Origin of the sequence: Lentzea californiensis (assembly GCF_024648825.1) — a bacterium.
Lineage (GTDB): Bacteria > Actinomycetota > Actinomycetes > Mycobacteriales > Pseudonocardiaceae > Lentzea > Lentzea californiensis.
In genome coordinates this window covers 269,378-290,363 of the sequence record NZ_JANBBE010000011.1, presented here as the reverse complement: position 1 = coordinate 290,363, position 20,986 = coordinate 269,378, and the positions used below count along the sequence as shown (strand labels likewise).

The window sequence follows — 20,986 nt, the reverse complement described above, 5'->3', positions numbered from 1 at the left end:
GTGGTGATGTGGCGCCTCACACGGGACTAGGCACACGTCCAGCGCAGTGGCCCGTAGTAGCCCGCGTCGCCGAAGAGATCGTTGTCGTCACCCACGACGACCAACTCGGAGATGTACGGGATGTCGGTGATGTAAGGCAGTTCACCCAGGAAGGTCGTGTCCCGCCAGACCGACGCTCGTCCGACCATTGTGGACCGTTCACCCGTGATCAGCCCGTTCGCGTTGATGGCGAACGCGGTGCCACCGTCCTCGACGTGCCGGACGGCGCCGTCGCGGTCCCACAGCAGGGCCTGCGACTCCGGCCACGTGCCGTCGACCTGGTAGCCGACCGCCTTGCCACCCCGGAGCGCCTGGACGTAGGTGGGCTTGCCCTCGTCGGCGAGCAGCGTCACCTTTCCGGACCGCCACAGAGCTCCCGGCTTGCCTTCGCGGCCGCGCAGCAGCACGGTGCCGTCGTCGTCCAGGTCTTGGGGCGTGCCGGCGGACGTGTCGACGATCTGCGGCGCGACCGCGATCGTGGACCACAGGATCCCGACCTCCTGACCGTCCGAGATCCGCTCGCCTGAGGCGAGCACGTCACCACGTTCGTTGATGGCGGTCGCAGCGGAGAGGCGGTAGCCGTCCGGAGCCGCGTACTCGGTGATCACGCCCGAAGACGAGTACGTCGCGACCGCCCACCGCTCCTCGGCGACGATCCGGCCGCTGACCAGCACGGTGCCCGACGAGTTCTGGCCGGCCATCGACAACCACAGCAGGTGCCGCAGCTCGTGGACCACCCGCGGCACGCCGCCGGTCCAGATGATCAGGTCGTCGGTGTTGGCCGACATCCGCAACGAGATGCCGGCGTAGTTGCCGTGGCTGTCCGTGCCCCTCACCCTGGTGAAGGTCGGTTCGTACCCATCGGGCACCGCCACCTTGGACACGGCCCAGGTGCAGGGCGCCGGGTCCGCCGCGGCCACCCCCGGCGCCGCCAGAACCGTGCCGGCCAAGCCGATCGCCGTGATGAAAGCGCGTCCGCGCATGATGATCCCCCCGAATCAGCTGAAGACGTCACGACCACGCGGCACCGCTGCCGCCGGTTGCCCGCGTCACCCGAACGGCCCAGGGCAGACTGATCACGTGACCACCGAACGCCCCAGCCCTCCGCTGCGCGCAGGCGAACGCGAGACCCTGCGCGCGTTCCTCGACTTCCACCGCGCCACCCTCGCGATGAAGTGCGAGGGCCTGTCCGACGACGACCTGCGCCGCCGCTCGATGCCCCCGTCCACGCTCACGCTGCTCGGCCTCGTCCGGCACATGGCCGAGGTGGAGCGCACCTGGTTCCGCAAGGTCATCAACGGCGAGGACATCCCGCTCGTGTGGTCGGACGAGGGCGATTACCAGGTCGCCTACGACGCTTCGGGCTCGACGAGGTCCGAGGCGTTCGAGGCCTGGCAGGCAGAGGTCGGGCACTCGCGCCGGATCGAGCGCGAGGCCGAGTCGCTGGACGTCTCGGGCTACCAGCCGCGCTGGGGCGAGCAGGTGTCGTTGCGGCTGGTGATGAACCACCTCTGCCACGAGTACGCGCGGCACAACGGCCACGCGGACTTCCTGCGCGAGGGCATCGACGGCGTCACCGGGGCCTGAGGCATCGCTTCGAACGCGGCCGCTGCGGGTATTCCCCGTCACGACGGCGGCATGAGGAGCCGCCTGCCATGCCGCTGCGCCAGACGGCGGCTACCTGCACCCGCCGGTCGGCCCAGGGCTCGAGCTGGATCCCGCAGCCGTCGCGGCCTTCACCAGGAGGTGACCGTGCTCTTCCACGTGCGGATGGACGTTTCCCTGCCCCACGACATGGATCCCAACGACCGCGCCGAGTTGGTGCGCGCCGAGAAGGACCGCGAGCTGGAGCTGCAGAAGCTGGGCGTCTGGCCCCACCTGTGGCGCGTCGTCGGACAGCACAGCGACATCGGTGTCTTCGACGTGCCGTCCAACGACGAGCTGCACGCGTTCCTGTCGTCGTTACCGCTGTGGGAGTACATGCGGGTGCAGGTGACGCCGCTGGCGACGCATCCCTCGGATCTCGCGGCCCAGCCATGACGATTTACCGCCGGCTAACCGGCTCGCGCCACCGTGGGGCATGCGCAAAGTGATGTTGTTCCTTCCCGCGGTGGCGCTGTCGGCACTGGCCTGCGTGGGCACGGCCCAGGCCGAGTCGGCGCCGGGATGCGAGAGCACCGTGCAGATCGGCTCCACCGGGTACGTGAAGAAGAACGGCACGACCATCGCCTCGGTCAAGCAGTTCAAGGGTTGCGGCAAGAACTGGGCGTACACCTACGTGTGGGACTCCTACGCCGCGCAGCCCGGTGGCTTCAGCTCCAGCGCCGCGATGGTCGTGAACGGCGACCGCGACTACGGCAGCAACGTCAACGGGCGCAACAAGCAGCACGTCTGGTCCAAGGGCACCAGCACGCTCACCAAGTGCACTCGCGCCTACGGCGAGGTATGGGGCGACGGCAACGTCTACTCCGGACAGACCGACGAACGCTGTTAGTGCCCTGACGTTGGAGACATGGGGCTGCGCTTGTCGGTGCTGGACACGTCTCCGGTCGTGCGGGGTTCGACGCCGCGCGAGGCGTTGCGCAACACCACCGATCTCGCGGAGCTGGCGGAAGAGCTGGGGTTCCACCGGTACTGGGTACCGGAGCACCACGGCATGCGAGGGGTCGCCAGCTCCGCACCAGCCGTGCTCGTGGCCCACCTCGCGGCCGTCACCGAACGCCTGCGAATCGGCGCGGGCGGCGTGCTGCTGCCCCACCACCCGCCGCTGGTGGTGGCCGAGCAGTTCGGCACGCTAGCGGCCCTGCACCCCGGCCGGATAGACCTCGGCATCGGACGTGCGCCGGGCGGTCCGTCGTCGGTGGTCGCGGCACTGCGCCGCACCGACCGGCCGTACCGCGCGCAACTAGCAGAACTGCTGGCGTTGCTGAACCCGGCGGACACCGCCGCGGTGCCGGTGCAGGGCGGCAACGTGCAGGAACCGTGGCTGCTGGGCTCGTCGCCGGGCACCTCGGTGCTGGCCGCGGAGCTGGGCGTGCGGTTCGCGTTCGCCCGGCACCTCAGCCCTGGACTGACCTGCGAGGCCGATCTGGTCAGCGTCGCGGTGATCTGCGCGGACGACGGCGAACGGGCCGAGTGGCTCGCCGGGCCGATCAGGACCAAGGTGCGCAGCCGCCGGGAAGGCGACCGGATCCTGCTGCCCAGCCCGCAGGACGCGGCCGCGCTCCCCGACGACGGCCGCGTGCTGGTCGGCGGGCCCGAGACCATCTCGCGCAAGCTCCAGAGCGTTCTCGACGAGACCGGCACGTCCGAGCTGATGATCACCTCGCCGGTCTACCACCACGCGGACCGTCGTCGCAGCTACGAGCTGGTCTCCGCGATCAGCGGGTCGTTGACGCCCGCTGGTACCGCGGAGCGGTGACCTTCCAGCTGAACTGGGCGCCACCGCGATGCCGCGCGCACGGCTCCGCCTCGCAGTACCCACTGGCTGCGTTCACAGGTGTCCAGGTATGACTGGGCAATGAACGACGGTGGCATCGGGACGAGCGATGGCGGCAATCCGCAGCCGATGATCTGGATCTTCCACGGGGACCGCGCACGTCATGCCGCAGGCGCGTTCACGAGCCGTGAAGCAGGGCTCGCCTGGGCAGCCGAGCACCGCGTCACCGGAATCCTCACGGAGTACCCGATCGGCGGCGCGTACGACGTGGCCGTTGCCGAAGGCCGATTCACCCCGGCCCGGCCGCACCACGGCACACCGGATCATGTCGCCGGTTTCTCGCCGGGCTTCGAGCACGTGCACCTGACGGACGGGCAGCCGTAGGCACAGACGCTCGCCACCTGTGCGAATGTCCGATGTCGCGCACTCGAGCCTGAGCGGGCTCCAGTCACGAGGTGTGCGTGGCGCGGCCAGTTTCCGACGTTTCTCATCCCGCCGCAGCGCGTTGACCCCACTGCCGGCCGCGCAGTGGGCAGGGCCCCGCCGGATCGGTGCAGCCCTGCCCCCGGTTCAGCCCCTGCGGCGCTCAGCCGGGTCGTTCGCGAGGAGGAACTCCCGCAACCCCGCGAGGTCGTCGGTGTTGATGTGGTCGACACCGGCCGCGAGCAGCTCACGCCACACCGCGTTCCGCGCCTCCCCCGCCACGTCCGGGGTTGCCCAGAACCGCACCCGGTAGCCGGCGGCGTGTGCCTGCGACACGATGCGGCGCAGCTTCTCCCGCTCGGCCACGGGCATGGCGCCGACTCCCTGCCAGGTGAAGTTCTTCGTCCAGTTGTCGCTGACGAGCGGCATGAACGTGGCGGGAACACCACTGCCCAGATCGCTCAGCCGCCCGTCGTACCCGGCCCGCCGGATCCGCTGGGCGAGCATGTCCTCACGCGGCCGGTTCCCGCTGATGACCACCTCGACCGCGCCACGTCGCTCGTGGCCGTTGACCCACTGGGTGAGCATGGGACGGAACTCGCGCAGCGCCTCGTCCACGGCCTTGTAGGTCGCCGGACCGTCGCTCTTGATGTCGACGAGCAGCTGGAACGAACCGCGCCAGTGCGGGTAGACGCCACCCCCGTTCGCGCGCACGACCTGGGCGAGCGGCTGGAGGTAGAGGCTGCTCAGCGTGCGGCCCGGCCGCGCGTCGACCAGGTCGTGCGCCACCCGGAGTTCGCCGTCCACCAGCCACACGTCGGCCTCCACCGACGTGAACCCGCGGTCGCGGGCGTCGGCCAGCGGGCGGTCGTGCTCGTAGTCGTTGTGCGCGTGCGCGCGTTCGAGCGGCTGCACCCGGCCTGGCGCGGCAACGGCACCCGGCAGCGGGCTCGCCACGACGGTCACGAGCAATGCCAGCACAACGGACAACGTCGATCGCTTCATCTGATCCCCTTCTCTGCGCTCACACGCGAACCCACGCCGGCGCGAGCGGTGGGCACGCACAGTGTCTAGCCGCCGCCGGTGGAAAGAGTGCTTCTTCCGGGCGAACACCACCCGACGCGGCGGCAACCAGCTCGCACACGAGGTGAGGACCGGGACCAGTCAGACGACCTCACGCCAGAACGGCACGCTGACGTCGGCCGGGGCCGCCTTCACGAGGAAGGCGGCCCCGGCTCCGTCGTCATGACGCCAGGGGTTCGTCCCCCTGCACGCCCCACGCGACGGTGAACTGGTTGCGCACGAACCACTGCCCGGTCGATGGACGCCAGACCGCCAGGTCACCCACCCCGTCGCCGTTGTAGTCGCCGGGCACCGGGACGTCGCCCTGCTGGCCCCACTGCGTCGAGCTGACGCCGCGCACGTGCCACTCACCGGTCGACGGACGCCACACCGTCAGGTCCAACCCGCCGTTGCCGTTGTAGTCGCCTATCACGGGAACGTCACCGTTCTGTCCCCATTGGACGGACACGACGACACCGAACGCGCCGATGTAGTGCCAGGTCCCGGTGGACGGACGCCACACGGCGGCCTGCGCCGCACCGTCACCGTCGTAGTCGGCGGGCACCGGGACGTCGCCCTGCTGACCCCACTGCCGGGTGAACTGGTTGTGCACGAACCATTGGCCCGTCGACGGACGCCACACCGCCACGTCGGTGATCTGGTCGCCGTTGTAGTCGCCCTGCACGGGAACGTCACCCTGCTGACCCCACGCGACGGTGAACTGGCCGTTCACGAACCACTGACCGGTGGACGGACGCCACACCGCCACGTCGGACGCGCCGTCACCGTTGTAGTCACCCGGCACCGGGACGTCGCCCTGCTGGCCCCAGAGCTGGGTGAACTGGTTGCGCACGAACCACTGGCCCGTCGACGGACGCCACACGGTGGTGTCCGTGCGCTGGTCGTCGTTGTAGTCGCCGTCCGGCCCGCCGAAGGTGTAGCGGGAGTTGAGCAGCAGGTTCGGCGAGCCCGGGCCCGGGTTCACCACGACGTCCCTGGTGGCCTCGACGAGCGCCATCTCGAACCACACGGTGGTCGTCGAGGCGTTCGCGTTGCGCTGCAGGTACAGCGCGGCGACACCGGCCGCGTGCGGCGCGGCCATCGACGTTCCGCTGAGCGACCTGGTGGCGGTGTCGCTGGTGTTCGACGCCGAGGTGATGTCGTCGCCGGGGGCGAAGACGTCCACACAGCTGCCGAAGTTGCTGCCGCCGCTGGTCCAGTTCGTCGGTCGCACGTCGTTGCGGTCGGTGGCACCGACGGTGATCGCGTTCGGCGCGCGGGCCGGCGAGGTCTGGCAGGCGTCGCGGTTCGAGTTGCCCGCGGCGACCGTGTACGTGATGCCCGCGGCGATCGAGGCTTCGACCGCCGCGTCCAGCGCCGCGCTGGCACCGCCGCCGAGGCTCATGTTCGCCACGGCAGGGCGCACGGCGTTCTGGGTCACCCAGTTGACACCGCTGATGACACCGGCGATGGTGCCCGAACCCGAGCAGTCGAGGACCTTCACCGCCACCAGCCGCACGGACTTCGCGACGCCGTGCGTGGTGCCGCCGATGGTGCCCGCCACGTGGGTGCCGTGGCCGTTGCAGTCGGTGTTGTTGTTGTCGCCGGTGGTGTTCGTGCCCCAGCTCGCGCGGCCGCCGAAGTCGGTGTGCGTCGTGCGGACACCGCTGTCGATCACGTATGCGCGCACGTCGCGGGCACCGGCACCGGCGGAGACGTACTGGCCGTTGGACCTCCCGGTGATCTGGTCGAGCCGGTCGAGGCCCCACAATGCCGACGGCGTCGGCTGGGTCGCGTCCGCGGTGATCTCGGCGTCCTGTTCGACGTAGGCGACGCGCGGGTCCGCCGCGATCCGCCTGGCCGTGGTCTCGCCGGCCCCGAGCGCGAACCCCTTGAGCGCGTGCCGCCAGGTCTCCCGCACCTCACCGCCACCGTTCTCGGTGACGATGTCGGCGGCGTCCGCGTTCTCCTTGAGCACCACGACGTATCGGCCCGCGATGGTCTTCGCCCCCGTGCCCACGCGGATCTCACCCTGTGCCGCCGTCGCGGGTGTGGCCAGCCCCGCGGAAGCGAGCGCCGCTACGGCGAGGGCGAGCACCACCCGTCTTGATGAGTACGACAATTCCGTCCTCCCCAACGAAATCCTGGACATGTCCCCCGACGTCCGGCACCGACGATGACTGCCAGGTCCGGGCGGAAGCCAGTTAATCCGCCGGAGTTTCCGGTGAACTTCCGCTACGGTCGGCCCGGTGTCCGCGTTCGCCGAACTGCTGCACCGTCACCGGGCCGCCGCCGCGCTGAGCCAGGTGGAACTCGCGCGGCTCAGCGGGATCAGCGACCGCGCGTTGCGGGACCTGGAGCGGGGCAGGAGGGCTCCGCGACCGCAGTCGGCGCGGCTGATGGCAACGGCGCTCAAGCTGACCGGCGACGATCTGACCGCGTTCCTCGCCGCGGCACGTCCTTCGACGCCGTCGGCCTCCTCGGTACCTGCCGGCACGGACGGCCTGGTCGGGCGGAAGGACGAGCTGCGGTCGTTGCTGGACCTGGTGCTGAGGGCACGGCACCGGTTCGTCTCGATCACCGGCCCGGCGGGCGCCGGCAAGTCGCGCCTCGCCGCCGAACTGGCCGCGTTGCTCGGCGGGCGCACCGATCTGGTGGTGTGCACGCTCGACCTGTCCGCCGTCAGCGACGTGGCGCTGGTCGGTGATCTCGTGGCGGACGCGCTGGGCTGTGGTCCGTCCCGCCTGGCGCCGCCGGACCGGGTGGCCGCGCACCTGCGCGACCGGCGGGTGGTGCTGGTGGTCGACCGGTTCGAGCAACTGGTGGACGCCGCAGCGGAACTCGCCGCGCTACCGCGCCGCTGCCCCGGCCTGACCGTCGTGGTCACGAGCCAGCGGCCGCTGCGGGTGCGCGACGAACACGTGCTCGCGTTGAGCGGCCTGTCCCGTGAGGCGGCGGCCGCACTGTTCGTGCGACGAGCCGGGCTGGAGTTCGCCGACGACGCGGTGCACACCATCTGCCAGAAGGTCGAGCACCTGCCGCTGGCGATCGAACTGGCGGCGGGCTGGGTGCGGCTGATGAGCCCGGCGGACCTGGCCAAGCGCCTCACGCACCGGCTGCGCTACCTCACCGACGGGCCACGCGACCTGCCCGCCCGGCACCGTTCGCTGCGCGCGGCGATCGAGGCCACGCTGGACCTGGTGACCGCCGAGGCGCGCACCACGTTCCGCTTCCTGGGCGGTTTCCACGGCGGCGTCCGCCTGGAAGACCTCGAAACGCTGCTCGTACAACCGTTGCCGGAGCTGACCGAACTGGTCGACATCAACCTGGTCCGGCTCACCCCGGACGGCGACACCTCGCGCTACACGCTGCCGGACACCGTCGCCGAACTGGCCGCCGAGCAGCTCGACTCCCCCGGCGCCCGCGCCCGGATCGCCTCGCACTACCTCGACAGGTTGCGCGCCGGTTCGACGTTCGGTGCCCTCGACGCGGCCAACGTCCGGGCCGCCTTGCACTGGGCGGCGGCCGAGGACCCGGCGCGGCTCGACGCGGCCGCGGCGATGGCGCTGACCCGGTTCTACGAGGCCACCGGACGGCTCGGCGAAGGCGCGGAGCTGCTCAGCCACGTGGACACGGGCGGGATCCCGCCGTTGCTGACCAGATCGGGTCAGCCGGCGGCGTTGCGCGGCTCAGCACCGAGATCGTGTCGTTGCCCGCGTTCGCTTTCTGGACGCACGCTCGGAGCGGGCACGCGGCCGCGGCCACCGTGTCAGCCAGCCGATGCCGAGTCCTCCGAGAGAGCCACGCCGTTGGACGCCCCCTGCGCAACGGGTTCGAGGACCTCGTGACCTGGTTGCGGAGCCGGGAAGCGGTCAGCGGGACCTCACGCGCTCAGTCCTGCTCGCACAGCGCCCGTGCCGATCTCCGGCGTCGTGCGTGCCGAGTTCGTCCGTCCTCTTCGGACTCGGCCGCCGCCGGGTTAACATCGTCGCCATGCCAGACGTCGGCGTCCTTTCCGCGCACCTGCTCTCCGGGTTCCACAAGGAACTGTTCACCCGCCTCGCCGAGGCGGGCCACGAGCACCTGCGTCCCCGCCACGGCGCCGTCATGGCCTACATCGCCCAGGACGGCACGCGCGCGAGCGAGCTGTCCGAACGCTCCGGCCAGCACAAGCAGGTCGTCGGCACGCTGATCGACGAGCTCGAACGCCTCGGCTACGTCGCCCGCCGGCCAGACCCAGCGGATCGCAGGGCGAAGCTGGTCGTGCCCACCGAGCGTGGCCTCGACCAGATGGTCCTGGCCAAGAGGATCATCTCCGAGATCGAGGCCAGGCTCGCGGAACGCGTCGGCCAGGAACGGTTCGCCGAATTCAAGAAGGTCTTCGCCGAGGTCTCGCACGGCTACTAGCCGATCACGATGTCCTCGCGGTGGGCGGCGAGGAACTCCTGGAGCGTCAGCCACGCCGGCACGAGCTCACGCGTCTGCCCGGTGTCGCGGCGCGGCAGGATGTGCGTGTCGAACTCCGTGTAGTACTGGAGCATGTTCCCGATCTCCACCGCCTCGCGGAAGCCGAGCGCGCGGAAGTCGTTGTGCGACAACGGCTCGTACCTGACATCCTCGCCGAGCACGTCGCTGAACGCCTGCGCGACCTCCTGACCGGTCAGGTGCTCGGCACCGAGGCCGATCGTCTGCCCGACGCTCTTCTCCGGGTGCTTGAGCACGCTCACGATCGCCTTGCCGATGTCCTCTGTGGCGATCCCGGAGATCCGGCTCTCCCCCATCGGCAACGAGAGCACGAGCGAACCGTCGGCCGCGCGATGCGGCGCCATGCCACGCAGCAGGTTGTTCCAGTAGAACGACATCCGCACGTACGTCGTCGGCAGCCCCGCCTGCTCGAACAACGGGTCCGCCTCGCCACCCTTCACGTCGAAGTGCGGCACCTTGTACTTCTCGTCGAGCGTCGGCATCCGGTCGTCGTCGAGCGAGATCACCTCGCGGGTGTCCTCCAGCGTCGACCACACGACGTGGTGCAGCCCCTTCGCGGCCGCAACGAGGTTCTTGACCTCTTCCAGTTCCTTGGCGGCCGACATGTGCGTGAAGAACGGCGTCACCAGGTAGGCGCCGTACGCCCCGTCGAACGCCTTCCGCAGGCTTTCGACGTCGTACAGGTCCGCCCGGACTATCTCGGCCCCCAGCGCGGCGAGCTTCTGGGCCGCGGCCGCCTCGGGGTTGCGAGCCAGCGCCCGCACCGCGAACTCCCCGTCGGCCAGCAACGCCCGGGCCACCGCGCCGCCCTGCTCGCCGGTCGCTCCCACCACAGCAATGATCTTCTTCTCGGTCATGCCCCCACCATATAGTCACCGACAAGTGACTATCAAGAAGAGTGACCAAAGCGACTGCGCGCCTCCTCGATCTCACCCAGGTACCGCGTCGTCCAGGCGCACATCGCGTCCACGGTCGCCCGCAACGCCTGCCCCGGCTCCGTGAGCGTGTAGTCGACCCGCGGCGGCACGGTCGGGTGCACGACGCGCGACACGAGGCCGTTGCGCTCCAGGAGCCGCAGGTTCTGGGTCAGCATCTTGTGGCTGATGCCGTCGACCTCCGTCTTCAGCTCGGTGAAGCGCTTCGTGCTGTCGCCGATGGTCTCGACGATCAGCAGCGCCCACTTGTTGGCGATGTCGGAGAAGATCTCGCGTGCCAGGGAATCCGCGCGGGCCAGATCGCCGCTGAGCTGCTTGCTCACCTCGTGGTGCCCCACTCTCGAAAAAGTGCGTTCTTCCAGGTCGCCTCCCACTCTCCTACGGTGAGTGAGTAACCACAAGAGAGCCAACAGGAGAACCGCAATGGCCGTCACGCTCATCAACTCCGAAGAGCTGCCGCAGATCGACGTCTACCACCACGTGGCCGTCGCGAGCGGCGCGAAGACGATCTACCTGGCCGGGCAGGTCGCCTGGGACGCCGCGCCGGACCTCGCCACCCAGACCGAGCAGGCCTACGTGAACGTGCACACCGCGCTGAAGGCCGCGGGGGCGTCGTTCAAGGACCTGGCCAGGGTCCGGGTGTACGTCGTGGGCTGGACGCCGGACAAGATGCCGGCGCTCCTCGAGGGCATCGAGAACGCCATGAAGAAGGTCGGTGAGACCGCGAAGCCGCCCGCCACGCTGATCGGCGTCGCCGCGCTGGACGTGCCGGAGCACCTGGTCGAGGTCGAGGCCACGGCCGTGATCGACTGATTCACCGGCGGCTGACGAGGACCGGCGTGAGCGAATGCCGGTCCGCTCGGCGCCTCAGGTGCACGCCGCGACTCACCTGCGCAGGCTGATCAACAAAGCCAGCGCGGCCGACAACGCGACGAGAACGCCGACGACCAGTTGGTTGAGCCAAACAGCCGCACTGCCACCATCCGTGCGCACCAACGCGACGACGATCAGGCACACCGCCAGTGCGATCGTCACAGGCCGGATGAGCGGCACGTCCAACGGGGCCATCGCGCGCACCATGCCGAGCAGCATGATCACGACGGCGATGCCCATGGACACCCAGTACGGGCGAAAGGCGTGCAGTGACGCGCCGAAGTGCAGGACCGGAGGCGCGGCGATCAGCCACACCCCCGCCAGGAAGGCGGTGACACCGGCCCTGCTCTCGACGGTTCTTCCGTGAATGTCCCCCACGCGAGCAATTCTCACCTCTCGACGCGGTTCTGGGAACACCCACTATTCGTTCCGGTACGCCTTCATGTTGCGCAGCAAGAGATAGGTGTCCTGCAGTTGCGCGGAGTCGTTGACGCTCCGGTAGATGCCCCACTTCGGATGCGCCTGGTCACCGCCCAGCCACGTGTCGAAACCGGAGCGCGAGGCGTTGACGACGGTCGTGCCGCCGTCCTTCAGCGAGTAGCGCAGGCTGCCGGAGTCGGCGACCTTGATCTCGATCTCGACGTCGATCCACCGGTTGCGCAACGGCGCCAGCGGCGTGCTGCCGAGTTTCGCCTGGCCCGCGCCGAACAGTCTCATCTCGACGGTCTCCAGCGACCCCGAGCGGAACAACGACATGGTGACCACGGGCGAGTCCACGCCGGTGTGCTTGACCTGGAAGATGTGCGAGAAGCTGGTGGTGCCCTTCAACGACGCGGGGATGTACATCTGGTAGTTGAAGCGCCAGGTTTCGCCCTTCTTCATGTCGTGCCGGGTGCCGCCGGTCTGGATGGCGCGCACCTCGTTGCGTTGCCGGTCAGCACCGTCCCTATCGGACTTGTGCATCACGAACCGGTACTGGTTGCTCTCGGCGAAGATGTGCGTGGCCGAGGGGTGCGAGTTCGAGCGGTCGTCCTCGATGCCGGCGAACGCGCCGAGGCCCTCCGAACCGGGGTTCGGGGCCCACTTCTGCACGAACGCCATGGCACCTACATCAGCAGACGCCACACCCACGGCCAGTGGCGTGGCCGCGATGGCGAGCATCGCGGTGCGGCGGTTGAACAACTCCATCGGTGTTCCTCCTCGAACCAGGGCGGCGATTCGAGGCAGCGGTAGGCACACCATCTGCGACGGGCCTCTGGCGTGTCAAGGGCTCACATCTGTGGAGAAACGGTGCAGATCCGGTGAAGGTGTTGCCGGGAAACGGGAGGTGGCCCGGCGATCGGATCTAGCGTCGGCGGCATGGACACCGTGGACGTGCTCGTCGTCGGCGCCGGGCTGGCCGGCCTCAACACCGCGCGCCTGCTCGCCGAAGCGGGCCTCGACGTGGCCGTTTGTGAGCGCAGGACCAGTCTGGAGACCGGCATCCGCACGACCGGGATCTTCGTCCGGCGCACCCTCGACGACTACGAGCTCCCGCACCTGGGCCCGGCGGTCCGGCGCGTGCTGCTCTACCCGCCGTCCGGCGAAAATCCGGTGGAACTCCTGAGCCCGCGCGACGAGTTCCGCGTCGGTGACATGGAAGGCATCTACGCCACCGCGGTCGAGGACGCCGAACGGGCGGGCGCGCGCGTCAGCCTGAACTCCAGCTACCCCGCGAAGTCCACGAAGGCCCGCTTCACGATCGGCGCGGACGGCGCCCGGTCCACCGTCGCGAAGACCCTCGGCCTCGACGTCAACCGGCAGCTGATCACCGGCATCGAGGAGGTCTACCCGGTCCGCACCGGTGCGACGCCGACGTTCCACTGCGTGGCCGACCCGCGGCTCGCACCCGGTTACATCGCCTGGGTCATCGACGACGGCGAGCACGCGCACGTCGGGCTGGCGGGCCGCGCCGACCGGTTCACCGCGCCGCTCCCCCAGTTGCTGCAACGGTTCCGCGACAGCTTCCCGACGCCGGAGCCCACCGGCCCGGTGAAGCGCAGGGGCGGGCCCATCCCGGTCGGCGGGCTGCTGCGCCGGATCGTGTCGCCGCAGGGGTTGCTGGTCGGCGACGCGGCGGGCGCGGTCTCGCCGCTCACGGCGGGCGGGCTCGACCCGTGCATGCGGATGTCCGAGCTCGCGGCCTCGGTCACGTTCGACTACCTGCGCAGCGGCAACAGGTACGTGCTGGAGCACTACGACGGCGCGGCGATGCGGCGCCGCTACCTGCTGAGGTCCCAGCTGCGGCGCGGACTGTCGCTCGTCCGCGGCCCGGGACTCGCCGAGTTCGCGTTCACGCTGCTGCGCACGCCGCCCGGCAAGGCCGTGGCCAAGAAGATCATGTTCAACTAGGAGATCCACCGGGACGCGCGTCGAGTGCGCGTCCCGGTGGACCGATCAGGCGACCATGCGTAGCAGCATGTTCTCTCCTACGGTGCCCAAGGTGAGCTCACGGCCCAGCTCACGTCCTGGTTGTACGAGGCAGGGTTGTCGTACGCATGTGCGCCGCCGTTCGAGGCGGCCCAGACCTCCTCCTGGTAGTGCCGGATGTTGGTGCCGAGCTCGTTGACCGACTCCAGCCGCACACCGCCACTGCCCTGCTGCGCGCAGAAGGTCGCGTCGCGGCGGAACAGGTCGGTGTTGTCGTTGGTGCCGAGCCGGACGCGGAAGTCCGCGTGCCGCAGGAACTGCCCGGAGATGGTGCGGGCCTCGAACGAGTAGCAGGTCGGGTCGGCGAGACCGCGGCGGACGATGAACGTCGCGTCCGACTTCAGCAGTGCGGCGCTGGAGGCGTTGACGACGTCCGTGCGCGCCAGGCCTTCACGGTGCCGCAGGTAGCGATCCGTGAAGCCGGGCGAGGTCACGCGGAACGAGCGGGCCTGGTCCAGCGGCAGGTCCGCGCCGCTGCGCCACAACCCGGTGCCGATCGCCCAGGTGGAGTCCGCCGCGAAGGAACTCGCGGTGTCCCAGGGGTTCGGGCCGCCCGAGCGCGCCAGGTAGACGCCCTCGTTGAAGTGCCGCACGAAGGAACCGCGCACGTTGAACGACTCCAGCGCGGTGCCGCCCGAGCCCTCCCGCGCGCAGAACGTGGCATCGGCCGCGATCGTGCCGTTGTTCACGTCCGTGCGGATGCGTCCGTTGCTGTGCCTGAGGAACTGGCCCGGGAAGTTCCGCGACTCGAACGAGAGGCAGGCCGCGTCGGCGAGTCCGGGGCGCGGGTGGAACGTGGCGTCCAGCCGGGACAGGTCCGTGCCGATGACGTCGGTGCGGGCCAGTGAGTCCTGGTGGCGCAGGTAGCGGTTCGTGTACCCGGTCGTGGTGACGCGCAACGACACCACGTCGTCCGGGCTGACCGCCGTGCCGCGGGCGACCGCGAGCACCCTCTGGTTGACGTCCCGCACCCGCGACTCGGTCATCTTCAGCACGCGCCGGTCATAGGTGTAGAAGCCGTTGACCTCGTTCTCCACGTCGTACGGCTCGGTGTAGACCATCGCGGACAGCCCACGCGTGTGCACGAGCCGCTGGACCTGCTTGATGACCTCCTCGTACCGCTTGGTGAGCGACTGCTCGTCCGGGTACAGGGCGCCGTAGGCGAATCCGGCTCCCGGCTGGTACTCGTGGCCGGCGACCCTGCGCCCCAGGCCGCCGAACTCGCCGAGCATCGCGACCCGGTTGCCGTCGGGCAGCCGGGTGCTGGCCGAGATCTGGTAGTGGTGGTCGTCGATCACGTCGCCGTTGCCGGGATCGGGGTCCGAGACGCAGCAGTTGGACCCCGAGTTGTGGTTGATCAGCCGGGTGTTGTCGATCGAGCGGATCAGGTTCACGATCCGGCCGGCGTCGTACTCGCCCCAGCCCTCGTTGAACGGCACCCACTGCACGATCGACGTGATGCCCTTGAGCTGGTCGATCATCCGGCGCAGCTCGGACTCGTAGTTCGCGTGCGAGTTCGGCGCCTCGTCGATCGAGTCGACGGACGGCATGTCCTGCCAGACCATCAGGCCGAGCCGGTCGGCGTGGTAGAACCACCGCGCGGGTTCGACCTTGATGTGCTTGCGGACCATGTTGAACCCCAGCGCCTTCTGGCGTTCGAGGTCGAAGCGCAACGCCTCGTCGGTCGGCGCGGTGTAGATGCCGTCCGGCCAGTAGCCCTGGTCCAGCGTGCCGCTCTGGAAGACGGACTTCCCGTTCAGCAACGGCCGCATGACGCCGCCGACCATCGCCTTGCCGAGCGAGCGCATGCCGAAGTAGCCCGTCACGGCGTCCCCGCCGGCCAGCGTCACGCGCAGGTCGTAGAGGAACGGGTCGTCGGGCGACCACAGCCGGGCGTTCGGCACCGGCACCCGCAGGGAGCTACCGGTCGTGCCGGTCTGCCGGCCGACCACCTGCCCGCCGCTGAGCACCTCGGCGGTGACCGGCTGGCCCGCGGTGCCCTGCACGACCAGGTCGAGCGCGCCCGCACCGACGTTCGGGGTGGTGTCGAGACGCGTGATGTTCGCGGCCCGCACCGGTTCCAGCCAGACCGTCTGCCAGATGCCGGACGCCGCGGTGTAGAAGATCCCGCTCGGGTCGCGGCGCTGCTTGCCGATCGGATAGCGGCTGCCGTCGACCGTCGAGGTGACGCCGACGACGATCTCGTTCGTGCCGGCCACCAGCGCCGAGGTGATGTCGAACGAGAACGCGTCGAAGCCGCCGGTGTGCGTGCCGACCTGCCTGCCGTTGACCCAGACCCGCGTCTCCCAGGTCACCGCTCCGAAGTTGAGCTTGACCTGACGACCGTTCCAAGAGGACGGAACGGTGAAGGTGCGGCGGTAGAACATGTTGTCCTCGTGCCGCTTGATCCCTGACAGCGCGGACTCGATCGGGTACGGCACGAGCACGCCCTCGGCCAGTGGCCGGCCGATGGGCGGGTTGCTCAGGTTCGGTGCCCCGGCGAACTCCCAGACACCGTTGAGGTTCTGCCACTCCGGGCGCTGCAGTTGCGGTCGCGGGTACTCGGGCAGGGCATTCGTCGGCGACACCTGGGAGGTCCAGGGTGTCGAGAGCGGAGGGACTTTCGGCACCCACTCCGCGGCGTGCGCTGTGGGTGTCAGGAAGGTTGCTGTGATCAGGATCGAGACCATCACGCCCAGGACGCGTCTGGTCATGGCTCTCCTATCTTCGCAATATTCGCTGCAGGACGACGACGATGAGCAAGAACACGCCGCTGACCACCGACTGGTAGTTGCTGTCGAGCGTGCCGATCTGGTTGATGACGTTCTGGATGACCTTGATCAGGCCGACCCCGATCACGGTGCCGAGGATCGTGCCCATGCCACCGGTCAGCAGGGTTCCGCCGATGACGACGACCGCGATGGCGTCCAGTTCGAGGCCGACGCCGATGACCGTGACGCCCGACTGCAGATAGGCGGCGGTCAGGGCGCCGGCGAGACCCGCCAGCGTGCCGCTCATCGTGTAGACGAGGACCTTGGTCTTCGCGACGGGCACGCCCAGCAGGACCGCCGACTGCTCGGCGCCGCCGGTCGCGAACACGTTCTGGCCGAAGTTGGTGCGGTTGAGGACCATGCCGCCCAGGACGGCGAGCACGGCCGCGACGAAGATCGGGTAGCCGAAGCCGAAGACCGTGCCGCGGCCCAGTTCGACGAACGCGCTGTCCGCCGGGATCTGGTAGGTGTTGGCGCCCTCGTCGGTGATCGCCAGCAGCAGTCCGCGGGCGAACAGCAGCGACGCCAGCGTGACGATGAACGGCGCCATGTTCGTGCGCGCGATCAGCAGGCCGTTGATCAGGCCGATCAACCCGCACACCGCCAACGGCAGTGCGAGCGCTGCCAGGAACCCGTACTGCGAGCCCCAGGCCGCGAGCACGCCGCCGAGGGCGTAGAGCGAGCCGACGGACAGGTCGATGCCGCCCGTGATGATCACGAACGTCATCCCGATCGCGATCACCACGAGGAACGAGCCCTGCAGGGCGAGGTCGCGCAGGTTGTCGAGGCTGCCGAAACGCGGGAAGACCAGCCAGGACACCGCGACCATCAGCACGAGGGCCACGGCGGCGCCCTGGCGTTGCAGGACCTTCGTCCTCGCCGCCTTGGGCAACACCGCCCTGTGCCGCCTACTCGTTTCAGACACAGTCATCGGCGCTCCCGTGCCACGTACACGGCGGCGATGATGATCGCGGCCTGGATCATCTGCGCGATCGAGTCCGGCAGGTTGTGCTTGATCAGGGTGGCCCGGACGAGCTGCATGAGGACCACGCCGAACACCGTGCCGAGCACGCGGACCTTGCCCCCGGTGAGCGGGGTGCCGCCGACGACCACCGCGGTGATCGCGGACAGTTCCATGAGCAGACCCATGTCCGCCGGGTCGCTGGCGGCGAGCCGGGAGGTGGCCAGCACACCCGCGATCGCGGCGAGCACGCCGGTGATCGCGTAGACGCCGATCAGCACCCGGTTGACCGGCAGTCCCGCGAGCGTGGCCGCCTTGCGGTTGCCGCCGATCGCGACGAGCTGGCGCCCGAACGTGGTGCGGTTCGTGAGGCCCGCGACGACGAGCGCCAGCAGACCCGCGATCAGCACGCTGATCGGGATGCCGGCCACGTCACCGGTGCCGAGCTCCAGGAACGTCTCGTCGTGCAGCTGGACGAGCTGCCCGTCCGCGATGACCAGCGCGAGGCCGCGTCCGCCCACCAGCAGCGCGAGCGTGGCGACGATCGGCTGGATGCCGACCCTGGCGACGAGGAACCCGTTGAACGCTCCCGCCAGCACGCCGACGACGAGCGCCATCATGATGGCGACGAGCGGACCGGCGCCGAGGTAGAGCGGGATGACCGCGGCGGCCAGCGCCATCACCGCGCCGACGCTCAGGTCGACACCCTCGGTGCCGATCACCAGCGCCATGCCGAGCGCGACGATCAGCACGGGCGCGGCCTGCACGAGCTGGGTCGTGAAGTTGCCCAGCGTCAGGAAGTTGGCCGTGAACAGGGCGTTGAACAGCAGCAGCACGGCGACGGCGACGTAGACACCGTTGTCCTGCAACCAGCGCGTCCGCGCCGCTGTGGTGCTAGCGGCTGTCCTGGTGGCTGCCTGCGTGGTCTCCTGAGTCATCCGTCACCTCCGCCGCGATGGCCGTGAGCACGTGCTCACGGGTCAACTGGTCGCCTTCCAGCTCGCCGGCGACCGATCCGTCGCGCAGCACGATGAGACGATCCGCGCCGTCGAGCAGTTCGTCCAGCTCCGAGCTGATCAGCAGCACCGCCAGGCCTTCCCGCGCGAGTTCGTCGATCAGCGCCTGCACCTCGGCCTTGGCGCCGACGTCGATGCCGCGCGTCGGTTCGTCGAGGAGCAGGATCCTGGGTTCCGTGCACAACCACCTGGCCAGCAGCACCTTCTGCTGGTTGCCGCCGGACAGTTCCGCGACCTTCTGCTCAGGGCTGGACACCTTGATGCGCAGGCGCTTGACGAAGGTGTCGACGATCCGGTCCTGTTTGGACCTGCTGGTCACGCCGAACCTGCTGAGCCTGGGTAGCGCGGCCAGCACGATGTTCTCGCGCACGGAGAGGTTCGGGATGATCCCCTCGGTCTTGCGGTCCTCGGCGAGCATGCTGATGCCCGCCCTCATCGACGCCTTCACGTTGTGCGCCACCGGCTTGCCCGCGACGAGCACGGTGCCGCGGTCGAGCGGGAGCGCGCCGATGATCGCCTTCGCGGTCTCGGTGCGGCCCGATCCGAGCAGGCCGGCGAGGCCGACGACCTCACCGGGCCGGATCGACACGCCGACACCGCCGATGCGCGGCTTGCTCGTGAGGTCTCGAGCTTCCAGCACCGGCTGCGTGTCGGCCTGGTGACCTTCGCCGAACGCAGTGGTGCCGTGCTTCTCGATCTCCTTGACCGACCTGCCGAGCATCAGCGAGACCAGTTCGATGCGCGGAAGTTCTTTGAGAGGACCGCTGTGAACGTTCGCACCGTCTCTCAGGACCGTGACTGTGTCGCAGATCCGGTAGAGCTCGTCCATGCGGTGGCTGACGTAGATGATCGCGATGCCCGCCTCGTGGAGCTTTCGCACGACGCCGAGCAGCGTCTCGACCTCGCGCGGTTCCAGCGACGACGTCGGCTCGTCCATGATCACGACGTCCGCGTCCGCCGCGACGGCCCTGGCCAGCGCGACCATCTGCTGCTCGCCGACCGCGAGCGTCCCGAGCGGACTGCTCACGTCCGCCGTGATGCCGTAGCCCCGCAGGAGTTCCGCGGCGTCGGCGTCGCGGCGGGCGCGGTCGATCAGGCCGAACCGGTTGCGCGGCTCGCGGCCGAGGAACAGGTTGGCGGACACGCTCATCAGCGGAACGAGGTTCACCTCCTGGTAGATCGTGGAGATGTGCCCGTTGCGGGTGATGGAACCGGAATCCGGGGTGTGGATGCCGGTCAGCACCTTGATCAGCGTCGACTTGCCGGCGCCGTTCTCCCCGACCAACGCGTGGATCTCGCCGCGCCGGAGCGTGAAGTCCACGTCGCCGAGTGCCCGGACGCCGGCGAACGTCTTCGTCACGCCGGCGACCTCGATCACCGGATCAGTAGGCATTGCCGAGCTTCTGCGCCGCGTTCGCCGAGTCGTACTCGTCGTCGGAGATCACGATGTTCTGCGGGATCTCGTCGCCCTTGCCGAACTTCTCCAGCGTGTCGAACGCGAGCGGGCCGAAGCGCGGGTTGGACTCGACCACGGCGGTGTAGCTGCCGTCCGCGATGAGCTGCACGGCGTTGCGCGTGCCGTCGACGGACACGATCTTGATGTCCTTGCCCGGCTGCTTGCCGGCGGCCTTGAGAGCGGTGACGGCGCCGATGCCCATCTCGTCGTTCTCGGCGTACACGGCGGTGATGTCCGGGTTGCTCTGGATCAGCTGCTCCATCACGGCCTGCCCCTTGGACCTGTCGAACTCGCCCGTCTGCTCGGCGACGACGGTCAGGCCGGGGGTGCCGGCGATGCCGTCCTTGAAGCCCTTGGTGCGGTCGACCGTGACGTTGTTGCCCGAGGCACCGAGCAGGATCGCGACCTTGCCCGTGCCGCCGGTCGCCTTGATCATCTGCTGGGCGGCGCGCTTGCCCTGTTCGACGAAGTCGGAGCCGATGAACGTGAGGTAGTCGGTGCAGGGCTTCGACGTGACCTTGCGGTCGATCGTGATGACCGGCACCTGCTTGGCCTTGGCCGCGTCGAACGCGGGCTGCAGGCCGTCGGAGTTGAGCGGCGCGACGATCAGCAGCTTCGCCCCGCGGTCGATCATCGACTTGATGTCGCTGATCTGCTTGTTCAGGTCGCTCTGCGCGTTCGTGTAGAGCAGTTCGGCGCCCCGCTTCGCGGCCTCGTCCCTGATCGACGCGGTCTCCGCGGTGCGGAACGGGTTGGCTTCCTTCTCCGACTGGGAGAAGCCGACCACCGCGCCCTCGACGTCGACCTGCGGGTATCCGGTCGTGCTCCGCGCACAGCCGGGACCAGCACTTTGGTTCTGCGCGGCAGACGCGGCGGGCCCTCCACTGGTCGCGGTCGTCGGGGTTTCCCTGCTGGTGCACCCCGTCACGAGCAAGGCTGCGACGGCGATGAGCAACATGCGAGACATCGTTGGCTCCTACACGGCGGGCTATGCGTGGACGCGCTCTCAGGCGCTAGATTTGCATCGTTGTTCCAACGTTGTAAAGACTGGGGACTT

General features: G+C 69.3%; 21 protein-coding genes. 9 read left to right on the top strand and 12 right to left on the bottom strand.

The window, feature by feature from the left end; all coding sequences use genetic code 11:
* Positions 1 to 26: 26 nt before the first annotated feature.
* Positions 27 to 1,022, bottom strand: a complete 996-nt coding sequence (locus LX88_RS33315) for a hypothetical protein (protein ID WP_258951755.1) — start codon at positions 1,020 to 1,022, stop codon at positions 27 to 29.
* Between the two features lie 97 nt (positions 1,023 to 1,119).
* Here LX88_RS33315 and LX88_RS33310 point away from each other — a divergent pair, with 97 nt between their 5' ends.
* The 5 genes from LX88_RS33310 (at position 1,120) to LX88_RS33290 (ending at position 3,862) form a co-directional block, all read left to right on the top strand.
* The gene (locus LX88_RS33310) at positions 1,120 to 1,626 is read left to right on the top strand and encodes a DinB family protein (protein WP_258951754.1); all 507 of its coding nucleotides are present in this window, start codon (positions 1,120 to 1,122) and stop codon (positions 1,624 to 1,626) included.
* Between the two features lie 165 nt (positions 1,627 to 1,791).
* The gene (locus LX88_RS33305) at positions 1,792 to 2,079 is read left to right on the top strand and encodes a muconolactone Delta-isomerase (protein ID WP_258951753.1); all 288 of its coding nucleotides are present in this window, start codon (positions 1,792 to 1,794) and stop codon (positions 2,077 to 2,079) included.
* Between the two features lie 40 nt (positions 2,080 to 2,119).
* Positions 2,120 to 2,533, top strand: a complete 414-nt coding sequence (locus tag LX88_RS33300; protein ID WP_258951752.1) for a hypothetical protein — start codon at positions 2,120 to 2,122, stop codon at positions 2,531 to 2,533.
* Between the two features lie 18 nt (positions 2,534 to 2,551).
* Entirely contained in the window at positions 2,552 to 3,460 is a 909-nt protein-coding gene (locus LX88_RS33295) for an MsnO8 family LLM class oxidoreductase (RefSeq protein WP_258951751.1), read from the top strand.
* Positions 3,461 to 3,559: 99 nt separating this feature from the next.
* Entirely contained in the window at positions 3,560 to 3,862 is a 303-nt protein-coding gene (locus LX88_RS33290) for a DUF7710 domain-containing protein (RefSeq protein ID WP_258951750.1), read from the top strand.
* Positions 3,863 to 4,048: 186 nt separating this feature from the next.
* Here LX88_RS33290 and LX88_RS33285 read toward each other — a convergent pair whose 3' ends face one another.
* Together LX88_RS33285 and LX88_RS33280 are read right to left on the bottom strand one after the other, a co-directional pair.
* The gene (locus LX88_RS33285; protein ID WP_258951749.1) at positions 4,049 to 4,906 is read right to left on the bottom strand and encodes a phosphatidylinositol-specific phospholipase C/glycerophosphodiester phosphodiesterase family protein; all 858 of its coding nucleotides are present in this window, start codon (positions 4,904 to 4,906) and stop codon (positions 4,049 to 4,051) included.
* Between the two features lie 238 nt (positions 4,907 to 5,144).
* Positions 5,145 to 7,085 carry a S8 family serine peptidase gene (locus LX88_RS33280; RefSeq protein ID WP_258951748.1) on the bottom strand — a complete coding sequence of 647 codons (1,941 nt, stop codon included), beginning with the start codon at positions 7,083 to 7,085 and terminating at the stop codon, positions 5,145 to 5,147.
* Between the two features lie 127 nt (positions 7,086 to 7,212).
* Between LX88_RS33280 and LX88_RS33275 the strand changes: the two genes are divergently transcribed.
* Both LX88_RS33275 and LX88_RS33270 read left to right on the top strand, forming a co-directional pair.
* Positions 7,213 to 8,811, top strand: coding sequence for an ATP-binding protein (locus LX88_RS33275; RefSeq protein WP_258951747.1), 1,599 nt, complete (start codon positions 7,213 to 7,215; stop codon positions 8,809 to 8,811).
* Positions 8,812 to 8,956: 145 nt separating this feature from the next.
* A complete protein-coding gene (locus LX88_RS33270) occupies positions 8,957 to 9,370 on the top strand; it encodes a MarR family winged helix-turn-helix transcriptional regulator (RefSeq protein WP_258951746.1) in 414 nt (137 codons plus the stop codon).
* Here LX88_RS33270 and LX88_RS33265 read toward each other — a convergent pair.
* Together LX88_RS33265 and LX88_RS33260 are read right to left on the bottom strand one after the other, a co-directional pair.
* Positions 9,367 to 10,305, bottom strand: a complete 939-nt coding sequence (locus tag LX88_RS33265) for an NmrA/HSCARG family protein (RefSeq protein WP_258951745.1) — start codon at positions 10,303 to 10,305, stop codon at positions 9,367 to 9,369. The two genes, LX88_RS33270 and LX88_RS33265, sit on opposite strands and share 4 nt — an antisense overlap.
* A gap of 32 nt (positions 10,306 to 10,337) precedes the next feature.
* Entirely contained in the window at positions 10,338 to 10,721 is a 384-nt protein-coding gene (locus LX88_RS33260) for a winged helix-turn-helix transcriptional regulator (RefSeq protein WP_258951744.1), read from the bottom strand.
* Between the two features lie 85 nt (positions 10,722 to 10,806).
* Here LX88_RS33260 and LX88_RS33255 point away from each other — a divergent pair, with 85 nt between their 5' ends.
* Positions 10,807 to 11,196, top strand: a complete 390-nt coding sequence (locus LX88_RS33255) for a RidA family protein (RefSeq protein WP_258951743.1) — start codon at positions 10,807 to 10,809, stop codon at positions 11,194 to 11,196.
* Between the two features lie 72 nt (positions 11,197 to 11,268).
* On the opposite strand, the gene LX88_RS33250 is transcribed toward LX88_RS33255, so the two are convergent.
* Complete coding sequence (locus tag LX88_RS33250) at positions 11,269 to 11,634, bottom strand: SPW repeat domain-containing protein (protein WP_258951742.1); 366 nt, start codon at positions 11,632 to 11,634, stop codon at positions 11,269 to 11,271.
* A 42-nt stretch (positions 11,635 to 11,676) separates the two neighbouring features.
* Positions 11,677 to 12,444 carry a Tat pathway signal sequence domain protein gene (locus tag LX88_RS33245; RefSeq protein WP_258951741.1) on the bottom strand — a complete coding sequence of 256 codons (768 nt, stop codon included), beginning with the start codon at positions 12,442 to 12,444 and terminating at the stop codon, positions 11,677 to 11,679.
* 171 nt (positions 12,445 to 12,615) lie between these two features.
* Here LX88_RS33245 and LX88_RS33240 point away from each other — a divergent pair, with 171 nt between their 5' ends.
* Positions 12,616 to 13,647 (top strand): FAD-dependent oxidoreductase, encoded by a 1,032-nt coding sequence (locus LX88_RS33240; protein WP_258951740.1) that lies wholly within the window; start codon positions 12,616 to 12,618, stop codon positions 13,645 to 13,647.
* Positions 13,648 to 13,724: 77 nt separating this feature from the next.
* On the opposite strand, the gene LX88_RS33235 is transcribed toward LX88_RS33240, so the two are convergent.
* The 5 genes from LX88_RS33235 to LX88_RS33215 are packed head-to-tail and all read right to left on the bottom strand — an operon-like array spanning position 13,725 to position 20,896.
* Entirely contained in the window at positions 13,725 to 16,439 is a 2,715-nt protein-coding gene (locus LX88_RS33235; protein ID WP_258951739.1) for an AbfB domain-containing protein, read from the bottom strand.
* 7 nt (positions 16,440 to 16,446) lie between these two features.
* Complete coding sequence (locus tag LX88_RS33230; RefSeq protein ID WP_258951738.1) at positions 16,447 to 17,427, bottom strand: ABC transporter permease; 981 nt, start codon at positions 17,425 to 17,427, stop codon at positions 16,447 to 16,449.
* Positions 17,424 to 18,395, bottom strand: coding sequence for an ABC transporter permease (locus LX88_RS33225; protein WP_258951737.1), 972 nt, complete (start codon positions 18,393 to 18,395; stop codon positions 17,424 to 17,426). Before LX88_RS33225 ends, LX88_RS33230 begins: the two co-directional genes overlap by 4 nt.
* Entirely contained in the window at positions 18,352 to 19,866 is a 1,515-nt protein-coding gene (locus LX88_RS33220) for a sugar ABC transporter ATP-binding protein (protein WP_258951736.1), read from the bottom strand. Before LX88_RS33220 ends, LX88_RS33225 begins: the two co-directional genes overlap by 44 nt.
* Entirely contained in the window at positions 19,856 to 20,896 is a 1,041-nt protein-coding gene (locus LX88_RS33215) for an ABC transporter substrate-binding protein (protein ID WP_258951735.1), read from the bottom strand. The genes LX88_RS33220 and LX88_RS33215 overlap by 11 nt, the downstream gene beginning before the upstream one ends.
* Positions 20,897 to 20,986: the final 90 nt, after the last annotated feature.